Origin of the sequence: Rhodomicrobium vannielii ATCC 17100 (assembly GCF_000166055.1) — a bacterium.
In the GTDB taxonomy this organism is placed as follows: Bacteria; Pseudomonadota; Alphaproteobacteria; order Rhizobiales; family Rhodomicrobiaceae; genus Rhodomicrobium; species Rhodomicrobium vannielii.
This window is the reverse complement of record NC_014664.1, coordinates 363,011-376,627: the sequence shown is the minus strand read 5'-3', so window position 1 is coordinate 376,627 and position 13,617 is coordinate 363,011. Positions and strand designations below refer to the sequence as shown.

Below are 13,617 nucleotides of genomic sequence, written 5' to 3'. Positions count from 1 at the left end.
GCATGATTGTCAAAAACGAGGCCCACTGCATCAGGCGCTGTCTTGCGAGCGTGAAGCCTCTTGTCGACTTCGTTCTTGTCGTCGATACCGGATCGACAGATGGCACTCAAGGCGTCATTCGCACCTTTCTGGAAGAGAACAACATAAAGGGCGTCGTCATAGATGAGCCTTGGCGCGATTTCGCATGGAACAGGACTTTCGCGCTGACCGAGCTTCGCAAATACACCTATATCGATTACTGCCTAATGATCGATGCGGATGAAGCTCTCGAATTCGACGAAAACGTCGACCTCACCGCTTTCAAGAAAGCGCTTAGCCACGATTTCTATCAACTGCCGACTTTCAATGGCGGAATCATCAACCTGCGTCCGCTCTTGTTCAGGAATAACATCAATTTCAAATATCGCGGCGTCCTGCATGAGTTTCTGGAATCGCCCGGGAAGCATTGCACTTGGGGTGTTATAAGGGGCCTTCACAACCGGACGTTCTATGATAGCGCCCGCAACAAAAATCCTCAGAAATACCTTCACGATGCCGAGCTTCTCGAACGCACGCTCAAGTCTGAGCAGGATCCCTTCCTGGTTTCTCGCTACACCTTCTATCTCGCGCAAAGTTATCGCTCCGCCGGCGACAAGGCCAAATCCCTCACCAACTACCTGAAGCGCGCCGAACTTGGCTTCTGGGAACAGGAAGTTTTCATCGCCCTCCTGTCGGCCGGACGGCTCATGGAAGATCTTGGCCACAGTGAAGCCGACATCCTTGCAACCTACCTTCGCGCGTTCAACGTATGCCCGACCCGCGCCGAATCATTGCATGCCGCCGCGCGATACTGCCGTGTGAACAACAAGTTCCACCAAGGCTACATGATCGCCCGTCAGGGGATCGACATCAAGAAGCCGGAAGGCGCCGCGCTTTTCGTAGAGCCTTCGGTTTATACCTACGGGATGCTCGATGAATACGCGGTCCTCGCCTATTGGGCGGGCCATTATCCCGAGTCCCTGGAAGCAAGCGAAAAGCTGCTCCAGTTGAAGGATTTGCCGGCGGGTTATCCGGAACGCATTGAGCTCAACGCCAAATTCGCTCGCGAGAAGATCCAAGAGGCAAATTTGCTTCAGAAGGCCTAAGACTATACTGCATTGGTTGCCTATCAGCGGCAACCAATGCAATCACCGCGCCGTAAACTGCGCCCATTCTGCTTCCGCACCTTTTGAAATCAAGACATTTAATGCGTCTTTACAGGGAGCCTACGCAGAACAGCTGGCTTCCGACCGCGACCCAGACGAGATGCCAACGCGTCTGAAATGCAGTGAGTGAGAGTGCACGGCGACTGACCTGGTAGCACCTCATCGATAGCACGAACGTCTTGCTCCCCGTCTTTCGCAACTGTGATTTACCCAGCGGTCAGCCGCGCCTGCACAACGCGAAGCACCGCTGCTAGAGCCCGAAAGCGCGATCCCCCCCAGGACGCCGCCAGTTTTTTCGCAGGCGCATCATTTTTTTCTATGTCAGGTAGTTGCATTAATTAGTGTGCAACTACAGCGGGATACCTTGCAATCGCCAGTAATACGCATGTAGAGCTAAAGTACATCCTTCATATAAGCTCGGTTGCAAACAGGTAAAAAAAGGGTATCGGCATGGCTGATCAACTAGTGCAGGTCTGGGGTCGTGATATATCTGGAACCACAGAATATATTTACTACTTCGATGGCCTAAATTATACGCTTTTGGGTAGCACAAATAATACGACAGCGGCAGTTGATGCGGCGGTCGGGAGCGCCACGATCGCCGAGTACAAGGTCATCGTCAGCCTCGATGATACACAGAACCCGGCCAATATCGTCGTGTTCAACCAGGCCGGAACGCTTCAAACAGCAGGAAGTCATACCGTAAACGGGCAGTATGACGTTACGCTTCTAGATGTCGCCGCTACCGGTGCTACAGGTGCCACGGGCGATACCGGTGCTACAGGTAGTACCGGTGCCACAGGTGACACTGGCGCCACTGGTGCCACGGGCGCTACCGGCGCTACCGGCGCTACCGGCGACACTGGAGCCACAGGCGCTACCGGTGCAACGGGTGCAACCGGCGCTACTGGCGCAACCGGCGCTACGGGTGACACCGGTGCTACCGGTGCAACGGGTGCTACCGGTGCCACAGGCGCTACCGGTGCAACCGGTGACACTGGAGCCACGGGCGCTACCGGCGCAACTGGAGCTACAGGCGCTACCGGCGCTACCGGCGCTACCGGCGCTACCGGCGCTACCGGCGCAACCGGCGCAACCGGCGCAACCGGTGACACTGGAGCCACAGGCGCTACCGGCGCAACCGGTGCAACGGGTGCAACCGGCGCAACCGGTGACACTGGAGCCACAGGCGCTACCGGCGCAACCGGTGCAACGGGTGCAACCGGCGCTACTGGCGCAACCGGCGCTACGGGTGACACCGGTGCTACCGGTGCCACTGGAGCCACAGGCGCTACCGGTGCAACCGGTGCTACGGGCGCAACCGGCGACACTGGAGCTACGGGCGCAACGGGTGCCACAGGCGCTACCGGCGCAACGGGTGCAACCGGCGACACTGGAGCCACGGGCGCTACAGGCGCTACTGGCGCTACCGGCGCAACGGGTGCAACCGGCGACACTGGAGCCACGGGCGCTACAGGCGCTACTGGCGACACGGGAGCCACGGGTGCAACGGGAGCTACGGGTGCAACTGGAGCTACGGGCGCAACGGGTGCCACAGGCGCTACCGGCGCAACGGGTGCAACCGGCGACACTGGAGCCACGGGCGCTACTGGAGCTACAGGCGCTACTGGCGACACGGGAGCCACGGGTGCAACCGGCGCCACGGGTGAAGCCGGCGAACCCGGTGCCACAGGCGCTACGGGAGCTACGGGTGCAACTGGAGCTACGGGTGCTACGGGCGACACTGGAGCTACGGGCGCTACCGGTGATACCGGTGCTACCGGCGCGACAGGTGCAACGGGTGACACTGGCGCAACGGGTCCTGAAGGTGGTCCGACGGGTCCAGCCGGTGCCACGGGTGCTACAGGTGCAACGGGTGCCACAGGTGCCACTGGCGCGGGTGAAACCGGCGCTACGGGCGCTACGGGTGCTACGGGCGCAACAGGTGCCACCGGCGAAAACGGCCAAAACGGCCAGAATGGCCAGAATGGTCAAAACGGCCAGAACGGCCAGAACGGCGCGCCGGGTGCTACAGGCGCGACTGGTGCCACGGGTGCTACCGGCGCAACGGGTGATACCGGTGCTACGGGCGCAACCGGTGCCACGGGCGTAGGTGAAACAGGTGCCACTGGAGCTACGGGCGCTACCGGTGATACCGGTGCTACCGGCGCGACTGGCGACACTGGAGCTACGGGCGCTACCGGTGATACCGGTGCTACCGGCGCGACTGGCGACACTGGAGCTACGGGTGCTACCGGCGCAACGGGTGCTACAGGAGCCACCGGCGCTACGGGTGCTACCGGTGCCACGGGTGCTACCGGCGCAACGGGTGCTACCGGCGCTACCGGCGCAACGGGTGCCACCGGCGCAACGGGTGCCACAGGTGCTACCGGCGCAACGGGTGCTACCGGTGCCACAGGCGCTACCGGCAGGACCGGTGCCACGGGTGCTACCGGCAGGACCGGTGCCACGGGTGCTACCGGCAAGACGGGAGCTACGGGTGCCACCGGGAAGACGGGAGCCACGGGTGCTACCGGGGCTACCGGCAAGAAGGGTGCTACGGGCGCTACCGGCGCTACGGGCAAGTCCGGCGGGCATTGCAAGCCGGACCACGGGAAGCCCGATCATGGTCACGGCTCGAACAGCAGCGATCATGGCTCCAAGGGCGACCGCCCGACCTTCATCTCCGGCTCAGCCAAAACTCAGGGAAGCACCGGAGAAACTGCCAAGAGCACCGCTGGTGACAACCAGCTTCAGAGCATCGCGAAACAGGTAAGCGCGTCTCTGCGGCCTACAGATGTCGCACCCAAAAATGTGGCGTCGTTGCTGAATAACCTCAAGAATGGCAGCGACATCAAAGCGGGCGGCATCTTCAAGGACAATGGTAATTCAGGTTCGTTCAACCCGATCAACCTGAATAACCAGACACATCATTTGTCCTTGCCCAAGCACTAAGACAAAAACGGGAGATCGGCCGCTCTGGCCGATCTCCTCCTTTGCATGCCCAGACAATCCATTTCTCCTTGAACAGCCCATAGAGTGATCGAGATGAACTTCGTGTCACCTGCCAACATTCCGCTGCACATCGCCACAAGCGATTTTGGCGAGAAGGCCGCTTCTGACGGGCAGGGCACTACCGCTCTGCAAGCTCGGATAGTCGCCGCTACCCATGTCGCCCGCTATCACGGCGTCGATCCCGACCCATCGGGGATCCGTCCCAATGCTGGCGGCGCAGCTCCCACTTCGCCCGCGCTGGTGGAATGGCTCCGCCAATACGGCCTGTGGGCCCGCGCTGTGCGCCTCAGCTTCGGTCAGTTGATGAAACTCGACAACCCGGCGCCGGTCTTGCTGCTGCTTTCGGATGGCGGCGCCGCTGTCGTTGTCGGTCGCAATCATGAGCACGGCGTGCTTCTGGTGCGCGATCCACTGGCACCCTCAAGCAAACCGCCTACGCCAATCGACGAACTCCGCCTCAAGCAAGTCTGGGATGGCACTGCGCTGCTCGTGCGCGCCTCGCGCGGCGAGAGCGAAGATGAGAAGCCATTCGACCTCGGCTTGCTCACCCGCATGGTCTGGGGTGAGAAATCGATCCTGCGCGATGTGGCGATCGGCTCGATTACCATCACCATCCTCAGCGTGCTCCCCGTCCTGATGATTATGACGACGCTGAACACGGTCGTCACATATCACAGCATGAACACGCTCACGCTGATCGTCGTTGTACTGCTGATCGCGCTCGGCTTCGAGATGCTGATCGCATGGTCGCGGCGAATGCTGCTCATTACGCTCGCCACGCGGCTCGATACCAGACTTCACCTTGCGATATTCAACCGGTTGATGACGCTGCCGATCGACTTCTTCGAGCGCAATCAGGCCGGCGAGCTTTCCTACAAGGTGAGCCAACTCTATCGCGTCCGCGAGTTTCTCACCGGTCGCATGATTACGACGTTCATCGACGTCGCCATGGTTCTGTTACTGCTGCCCGTGCTGTTCTACATGGAGCCGACGCTCGCCTGGACGGTGCTTGCCGCAGCGGCCTGCATCACCCTCATCATCTGGGCCTTTCTCCGCCCGCTCGCGGATCTGACAGGCAAGGTCATCCAGGCGGAATCTGACAAGGGCTCCACGCTGGTCGAGAGCATCTACGGCATCCGCACGGTCAAGTCGCTGTGCCTTGAATCCACTCGCGCAGCGGAATGGGATCAGCGGATTGCCACCGTCGGCGATCTCAACATGCGGATGGGCAAGCTCAGTAACTGGCCCATGGTGCTCGTGATGCCGTTCGAGAAATACACGCAGGCGGGCGTTCTGGCGCTTGGCGCGTATCTCGCGATGACCTCGAATAACCCGTTGTCTCTCGGCGGTCTGATCGGCTTCATGATGCTTGGCGGCCGCGTCGCCGGTCCGCTGGTGAATCTGGCGCGTCTTCTTCAGGACGTCCAGGAAGCGCGCCAGGCGCTGTTTCAGGTCGGATGGGTGCTCAACCGGCCGACCGAGAAGCGCGCGCTCACTCACGGTTTGCGTCCGAAACTCGAAGGCGCGATCAGCTTCGATGAGGTGACGTTCAAATATGAGGGCAGCAAGTCGCCCGCACTCGACAACATCAGCTTTGCCATCGAACCCGGCATGATGCTGGGCGTGGTGGGGCGTTCGGGGTCAGGCAAATCCACCGTCACCCGCCTGCTGATGGGTATCAACCCTGAGTATTCGGGCGCGATCAAGATCGATGGAATTGAACTGCGGGAGATAAACCTCCGTCATCTGCGCCAGAGCTTCGGGGCGGTGCTGCAGGACAACTTCCTGTTCCGCGGCTCGGTGAAGGACAACATTCTGGCCGGGCGGCCGGGCCTGAGCTTCGAAGACGCCGTGCGCGCGGCGAGGCTTGCCGGTGCCGAGGAGTTCATCGAGCGCCTGCCTCAGGGTTATGAGACCTGGGTCCAGGAGGGTTCCACCAACCTCTCCGGGGGCCAGCGGCAGCGTCTCGCCATCGCCAGAGCGCTGATCGCCGATCCCAAGCTGCTGATCCTCGACGAGGCAACTTCCGCCCTCGATCCTGAAAGCGAGGCGCTCATCAACGCCAACCTTCAGCGCATGGCTCGCGGCCGCACGATGGTGATCATTTCCCACCGCCTCTCGTCGCTTGTCGAGTGCGACAAGACCCTCGTCCTCGACCGCGGGAAGGTCATCGATATTGGTCCGCATCGCGAGTTGGTAGAGCGCTGCGCCGTCTATCGCCACCTCTGGCTTCAACAGAACCGCCACTCCGATTACCAAGGAAAAGTCCATGCCGCTCCTGCTCCCTCGTTTATCCAAGCCAGCTAAGGCGAAGCGGGCCGATACGAGCCCGCTGCCACTTGCCGCCCTCGAATTCGAGAGCCCCTCGGCCGCGATCATCGCGAAGCCGATTCCAAGGCTGTCACGCGCGACGAACCTCTTCGTGTTCCTGCTGGTGGTCTCCACGGTCGCCGCCAGCGGGCTGATCAAGATCGACAAGATCGTGTCGGCCAGCGGCAAGCTGGTCGCCGACGCGCCGAATATCGTCGTGCAGCCCTTCGACCACTCCATCGTCGAGAGCATCGATGTGCGAAAGGGCGATATCGTTCGCAAGGGCCAGTTGCTCGCCCGCCTCAACCCGACCATCAGCGCGGCCGACCTCACGTCGATGCAAGATCAGCTCGATTCGCTCACGGCCAAGGCCGCGCGGCTCGAAGCACAGACTTCGGGCAAGGATTACGTGCCCGATCCGGCGAACTCGCACTCCACGTTGCAGGCAGCGATCTTCTATCAGCAATCGCGAGAGTATAAATCCTCGCTGGAAGCGCACGATCAGAAGATCAACCAGTACCGTACCGAGATGGACGGCAGCAGCGCGCAGGCCGATCACTATCGCAAGCGTCTTGGTCTCGCAGCAAATGTCGAGGGCATGCGCCAGGAGCTTCAGAACCTCCAGGTCGGCAGCAAGCTGAATACGATCCTCGCGACGGACGCCCGGCTGAACATGGCGGTTGCGCTTTCCCAGATGGAATCGGAAAGCGCGCAAGCGGGCCGGAAACTCGCCGCCGAGGAAGCGGAACGGGAAGCCTACGTTAACCGCTGGGATGCCCAACTCTCGCAGGAACTCGCCGATACGCGCCGCAAGCTGGCGCAGGCACGCCAGGACTTTACCAAGGCAAACTTGCATAATCAGCTGGTGGTGTTGACAGCGCCGCGCGACGCAGTTGTGTTGTCGGTGGCGAAGATCTCGGTCGGCTCGGTCGTCACCAGTGCCGAACCGCTGATCCAGCTCGTCCCGCTCGACGCGCCGCTATCGGTCGAGGCCGACATTTCCGGCATCGACAGCGGCTATGTTCGCCCCGGGGATCAGGTAACTGTCAAGTTCGATACCCTGCCCTTCCTGCAATATGGCAGCGCAAAGGGCACGGTGCGTTTGATAAGCGCGGACAGCTTCAGCCCCGAAGCAACGCCTCAGGAAGGCGGTTCCAGCCTGCCGAACCGGCCCCGCACCCTCTACTACAAGGCCTACATCTCTCTCACTGAAATGCAACTGCATGACACCCCTCCCGGCTTCCGCCTGATGCCCGGCATGCCGCTCACCGCAGACGTCAAGGTCGGCACACGCTCCATATTGGAATACTACGTATCGAAAATTCTTCCGATTGCTCACGAAAGCATGCGCGAGCCAGGAGCCTGACAGCATGATCGGGTTGGATATACTGCACAAGTTGCTTGACCGCCTCGTTGCCCGCTCACCGAAGCGGGCGCGGGCGCGGGCCGAGCGCCTCTCGAAGGCGGCACCGGAACGCGCCCTTGCGCTTTTCGTAGCCGCAGCTGAGGCGGGCGACGCGGAAGCGGCGTTTATTGTCGGCGAGCGCTACCTTGAGGGCAAAGGCGCGCTTGCGCATCCGGTCTCCGCAGCGCGATGGTATCAACTGGCTGCCGAGGCCGGGCATGTCGAGGCGCAGTGCCGCCTCGCCGCCCTCCACCTGTTCGGTGTGCCCAAAGCGGCTGTCGGAACCGATGAAAGACTGTTCGAGTCAGCTGATTCGGACGCGCCCGATTACCACGCCGCCGTGGTCTGGGCAAAGAAGGCGGCCGAAACGGGCGCGCCGGATGCTCAGGCCATGCTGGCTTTTATTCTCTCCTCCGGCCCAGAAGAATTGCGCGATCCCGATGCCGCGTTCGAATGGTACCGAAAATCGGCCGCGCAGGATTGTCCGCAAGGCAGGCTCGGTTACGCCATCGCGCTGATGCTTCGCACCGACATCGCAAACAATGCGCTCATGGCACGAGACGAACTCCTCCGCGCGTCGGAGGCGGGGCTACCCACCGCGCATTACCTGCTGGGCGCGGCGGCGGAGGGCGGATTTGGTACGGCGCTGGATGAGGCAGAGGCGCGGCGGCTCTATAGTCTCGCCGCCGAGGCTCAGCACACCGCCGCGCAAATAAAGCTCGGTCTGATGCTGCTGGAAGGTCGCGGCGGATCGGTCGATCCATTGAACGGCGAAAGCTGGCTGCGTCGCGCGGCAGTCGCGGGCGAGAGCGACGCGGCGATGCACCTCGGTGAGCTTTATTCTCGCGGTGGCGCGCTGCCGCCGAACTATATCGAGGCGGCGCATTGGTTTCGCACGGCGGCCGAACAAGGCCATCAAGCCGCCGCCAGGGCACTCGGCACGCTCTATCTTACGGGGGCGGGCATGGCACGCGACCCGGACGAGGCGGCGGCCTGGTTCAAGCGTGCCGCCGAGGCCGGCGATACCGTTGCCCAGGCTGACCTCGCGGTGCTGCTGCAGGATGGCGGGGTGACGACTCTCGATAATCGTGACATCCCGGTGCATGAATGGTTCGAGCGTGCCGCCGAGCAAGGCGATCTTATCGGCGCGTTCAACTATGCGGTCTGTCTCGCCGAGGGCATCGGTGTGCCGCGCAACGACGCGCGCGCCGCCTTCTGGCTGAAAAAGGCCGCCGACGAGGTGGTGAGCGCGCAATATTGGTATGGCCGCATGCTCGCCGATGGCCGGGGCCTGGATCAGGACGACCGCGAAGCCGCCGCCTGGTTCGAACGTGCCGCCGACGACGGCATGGCGGATGCACAAGTGGCGCTCGGTGAGTTTTATCTTCAGGGCCGTGGCGTTCCGTACGATCCGGAAGCGGCGAAGTCGCGGTTTCTCTCGGCCGCAGAGGCGGACCACTCCGGCGCAATGTTCGCCCTCGGCATCATGCACAACGACGGGACGATTATCGGGAGCGATCACGACGAGGCGCGGCGCTGGTTCAGCCGAGCGGCCGAGCAAGGTCATGCTGTTGCTGCCCTGATGCTCGCTCGCTACGCGGCGCAAGGGCTCGGCGGGCCGAAGGAAATCGAAGCCGCGCGCGCATGGTACGAGCGTGCGGTGGCGCTTGGCGCGCAGGATGCGGCGGAGGAACTCGCCACGCTCGACCTCAAGCTGACTGAACAAGCCAAAGCGGACGTGGAACCTGAAATGATGGCGTGATCGCCGGGGGCGGTCGATTAGCAGCGAGCCGGGCCTGAGACCTCACGGGCTGCGCCGTCACGTTCATTGTTGAGCGAGCAGGTTTCGCAGTCGCACGGGCAATCGGCCGGGGGCCTTCAGCTCCGCACAGCTTTTCTCCCATAGATTGAGGTAGTGGTGCAGAGCAACCCCACTTCGTCCCGGCCAGCGGTTCAGCGCTCCCAAGTCGGCGATCATGGTGGCGTCGCTCTCCAGCAGATCGAGCATGGTGGAGACCGCACCTGCGGCGGCTTTAACTCCGCCGTTCACATGAAGGGAAGCTTCATGTCGGTTAAACCAGGTGCGCAGCGACGCCGTCTCGTCTTGCTCCTTCGAGGCCGCGCGATAATCGACGACCATCTTTTCCCGGTAGTTTCGGATGGCGTCCGCGAATGCAGCGTCCCTCGGGAACGGAGGCGCATGCTCCCACGCATCCGCAAGAAGCCCGAGGCCACGCAGAGAGAACGCCTCCACCAGCGCTTCCTCGATCCATTGACAGGGGGTTTGGGGCTTTGCATCCGACTGCCAGCTGTTGCAAAGCACATGCCCGAGCTCGTGCCCGAATTGATAGGCGAGTTTGCACCAGTCGCGGGTGCCGATACTGACGATGATCCAGCCGGTTCGCGGCGGCTGGGAGTGAAGCCATATCGAGGGCAGCGTTCCGGCATGGTTATCGACCCGGAGCCTATCCGGCTGGCGGTCCGAAACCAAGGCCACCCCCGCCAGACAGGCCGTGCGCATGCGCTCCATCACCGCCGCCGCATCCGACGGCGCGGACCCACCCCACTTGCCTTCAAGTTCCAACGGCGCATCGAGGACAGACACACTGTTGCAAATAGGCCACGCCGGGGTGGTTTTCAACGGCAGCAACAGGCTGCCCCCGAGCAGGAAAAGAAAGTGCCGCCGTCTCATGATCGGCCGGTGATGAGCATGTGCACCTCACTCAACTTCGGCCGGCTCGCCAGTCCGCTCAACCGGAGCTTGCAATGAAAAACAAAAACCAGATAATTTGTTTAAACATGATCGTCAAGAACGAAGCGGCCGTGATCCGGCGTTGCCTCGACAGCGTGCGGCCGATCATCGGTCACTGGGTCATCGTGGACACTGGGTCCACCGACGGCACTCAGGACATTATCCGCGAGCATTTGCGCGACCTGCCGGGCGAGTTGCATGAGCGGCCCTGGCGCGATTTCGCGCACAATCGCACCGAGGCGCTGGAGTTGGCGCGTGGAAAGGGCGATTACACGCTGATCATCGACGCCGATGATGTGCTGGAATTTGAACCGGGCAACACGATCCCCGAGTTGGCCGCAGATCAATACGCGATCGAGATCCAGCATGGCAGCATCGTGCATTCGCGGACCCAGATCGTCCGCAGCGCGCTTCCGTGGCGTTGGGAGGGGGTTCTGCACGAATATCTCACCTGCGAAGAGGCTTCTTCAGATGGACAGCTTCCGGGTATCCGTTTGAAGGTCAACGATGATGGTGCTCGCCGGAAAGATCCCGAGACTTACCGGCGCGATGCCAGAGTGCTTGAGACTGCGTTGAGGACAGAAACCAACCCGTTCCTTATCGCCCGCTACCGTTTTTATCTCGCACAGAGTTATCGCGACTGCCGAGAGTCGGTTCGCGCATTGCAACAATACCTGATCCGGGCTGAGCTTGGCTTCTGGCAGGAGGAAGTTTTCATCAGCCTTTATTCCGTCGCGCAGTTGAAGGAGGAGCTCGGACACGCCGAACAGGACGTTATCGACGCGTATCTTCGCGCTGCTGATGCCTCGCCATCGCGGGCGGAAGCCCTGCACGGGGCGAGCAAGTTCTGCCGCCTCAAGGGGCGGAATGAGGAAGGATACCAACTCGCAAAGCGCGGGTTGCAGATTCCCATGCCCTCGGATGGGCTGTTTGTCGAAGCCTGGATTTACGAAACCGGGCTTCTGGATGAGTTCTCTGTCAATGCCTATTGGTCCGGTCATATGCGGGATTGCCTCTATGCAAGTTTGAAGCTTCTCGCATCGGGAAAGCTCTCCGATGAGGATCGGACGCGTGTATCTGCGAATGCGCAAGTCGCGAGCGAAAGCCTGGATCAGGACCGAAACCTTGGATCGCTTGTCGCCGATGACTTCGTACAACAGCACGCCTTGGTGGCTCCAAGAATGCTACGCTCGCGCTTGAAAGCAGCGCCGCGCGTGCTCGTTGCAATACTTGCAAAACAGAAAGAAGAGTTTCTGCCGCTTCATCTCGAATGCATCGAGTCGCTTGATTATCCCAAATCTTCGATTGTTCTCTACATCCGGACCAACAACAATACCGATGGGACAGAACGCATCCTGCGAGAATGGGCGAAGCGTGTGGGTCACCTCTACGCCGACGTAGAATTCGATGCCGAGGAGGTGGAAGTCCCCGTGGAGCAATTCAGCGTCCATGAATGGAACGAGACGCGGTTTGATGTGCTGGGACACATTCGAAACGTCAGCCTGAGCCGCGCCCTCGCGCATCGGTGCGACTTCTACTTCGTGGCTGACGTGGACAATTTCATCCGGCCGTGCACGCTCCGCGAATTGGTGGCGCTCGACCTTCCGATCGTCGCGCCATTCCTGCGCTCACTGTCCCCGGACGATCCATATTCGAACTACCATGCGGAAATAGACGCCAGCGGATATTTCGAAGATTGCGACCAGTATTCCTGGATCCTCAACCGTTGGATACGCGGTGTGATCGAAGTGCCCGTTACGCATTGCACATATCTGATCCGCGCCGACGTGCTGGGCGAGCTCGCTTACCGGGACGGAACCGCTCGTCACGAGTACGTAATCTTTTCGGAAAGCGCGCGCAGGCACGGGATCCCGCAATATTTCGATAACCGCCAAGTGTACGGCTACATCGCGTTCGGCGATGGTCATGATCGTTACATCGCGGGGGGCGCGGAGCTGGCGAGAGAGCTTCTGCGAGGCGATCCCATGTTCGGACACGGCACAGAAACGACGGTGGCGGTTCGATCAATCGAGCTGTGCGCCTGATCTGATCGCGTTCGCATGGCTGCCGCTCTCTGGCGCTGCGGCTCGAACAACGACGTGGGCGGGCGATGTGCGCGCGGAAAGTTTGCTTCTCCGATCACGCGGCTTTGAACCATATCGGGCGCCCCCATGTCGGCGCTTGTTGCGCAGCGCAGCAATTCGCCTGTAATCTTTCGCATCACCATCGAAGGAGAAGCACCGCCGATGCCCATGGAGGCCCACGAAATCGAGCGCCTGATCAAGGAGCACCTGCCGGATGCCGAAGTGCAGATCGAGGCGCTGAAGGGCGACGGCGATCATTACGCGGCACTCGTGACATCGACCGCATTTGCCGGAAAATCGCGCGTGCAGCAGCATCAGCTGGTTTATGCCGCGCTCAAAGGCCGGATGGGTGGCGAGTTGCATGCCCTCGCACTCACCACCAGGCTTCCCGGCGAGTAGCAGATTTTGCCACCGCGCCTTGTTTTCTCGGCGCGCTGTTAACACCTTAATTGCGACATCGCACAAGGAAGGCCAAGCATGAGCGAAGACGTCCAGAGCTGGATCAAGGATCAGGTCACGACAAACGACGTGGTGCTCTTTATGAAGGGGACCAAGGAATTTCCGCAATGCGGTTTTTCCGGCCGCGTCTCGCAGATCCTGAATTTCCTCGGTGTTCCGTATCAGGATATCAACGTCCTCACCGATGACGGAATTCGCGACGGCATAAAGGCCTACACGAACTGGCCGACAATCCCGCAGCTCTATGTCAAAGGCGAGTTCATCGGCGGTGCCGACATCGTGTCGGAGATGTTCCAGTCCGGCGAGCTGCAAAAGGTTTTCGCCGACAAAGGCGTTCCGACGAGCAAGGCGGCTTAGCGGGGAGCGAGATCGCGCTCGACAAGGCGAGCGAGAACGGAACCGGGCGCT

The 13,617-nt window shown here is 61.2% G+C and carries 9 protein-coding genes; 8 read left to right on the top strand and 1 reads right to left on the bottom strand.

Features of this window, described 5'->3' with window-relative positions:
- The first annotated feature begins 2 nt into the window (after nt 1-2).
- The 5 genes from RVAN_RS01600 (at nt 3) to RVAN_RS01575 (ending at nt 9,676) form a co-directional block, all read left to right on the top strand.
- Nucleotides 3-1,124, top strand: a complete 1,122-nt coding sequence (locus RVAN_RS01600; protein ID WP_041787182.1) for a glycosyltransferase — start codon at nt 3-5, stop codon at nt 1,122-1,124.
- A gap of 510 nt (nt 1,125-1,634) precedes the next feature.
- Nucleotides 1,635-4,139 (top strand): hypothetical protein, encoded by a 2,505-nt coding sequence (locus tag RVAN_RS18565; protein WP_013418014.1) that lies wholly within the window; start codon nt 1,635-1,637, stop codon nt 4,137-4,139.
- Between the two features lie 93 nt (nt 4,140-4,232).
- On the top strand, nt 4,233-6,506 hold the full coding sequence (locus RVAN_RS01585) for a peptidase domain-containing ABC transporter (protein ID WP_013418013.1): 2,274 nt from the start codon (nt 4,233-4,235) through the stop codon (nt 6,504-6,506).
- Nucleotides 6,469-7,875, top strand: a complete 1,407-nt coding sequence (locus tag RVAN_RS01580; RefSeq protein WP_013418012.1) for an HlyD family type I secretion periplasmic adaptor subunit — start codon at nt 6,469-6,471, stop codon at nt 7,873-7,875. The genes RVAN_RS01585 and RVAN_RS01580 overlap by 38 nt, the downstream gene beginning before the upstream one ends.
- A 4-nt stretch (nt 7,876-7,879) precedes the next feature.
- Nucleotides 7,880-9,676 carry a tetratricopeptide repeat protein gene (locus tag RVAN_RS01575; protein ID WP_013418011.1) on the top strand — a complete coding sequence of 599 codons (1,797 nt, stop codon included), beginning with the start codon at nt 7,880-7,882 and terminating at the stop codon, nt 9,674-9,676.
- A 63-nt stretch (nt 9,677-9,739) separates the two neighbouring features.
- On the opposite strand, the gene RVAN_RS01570 is transcribed toward RVAN_RS01575, so the two are convergent.
- The gene (locus RVAN_RS01570; protein WP_013418010.1) at nt 9,740-10,606 is read right to left on the bottom strand and encodes a hypothetical protein; all 867 of its coding nucleotides are present in this window, start codon (nt 10,604-10,606) and stop codon (nt 9,740-9,742) included.
- Nucleotides 10,607-10,680: 74 nt separating this feature from the next.
- Between RVAN_RS01570 and RVAN_RS01565 the strand changes: the two genes are divergently transcribed.
- The 3 genes from RVAN_RS01565 to grxD all read left to right on the top strand — a co-directional run bounded on the left by RVAN_RS01565 (nt 10,681) and on the right by grxD (nt 13,566).
- Nucleotides 10,681-12,711 (top strand): glycosyltransferase family 2 protein, encoded by a 2,031-nt coding sequence (locus RVAN_RS01565; protein ID WP_013418009.1) that lies wholly within the window; start codon nt 10,681-10,683, stop codon nt 12,709-12,711.
- Between the two features lie 201 nt (nt 12,712-12,912).
- The gene (locus tag RVAN_RS01560; RefSeq protein ID WP_013418008.1) at nt 12,913-13,149 is read left to right on the top strand and encodes a BolA family protein; all 237 of its coding nucleotides are present in this window, start codon (nt 12,913-12,915) and stop codon (nt 13,147-13,149) included.
- A 78-nt stretch (nt 13,150-13,227) separates the two neighbouring features.
- Complete coding sequence (gene grxD, locus RVAN_RS01555; protein ID WP_013418007.1) at nt 13,228-13,566, top strand: Grx4 family monothiol glutaredoxin; 339 nt, start codon at nt 13,228-13,230, stop codon at nt 13,564-13,566.
- Nucleotides 13,567-13,617 lie beyond the last annotated feature (51 nt).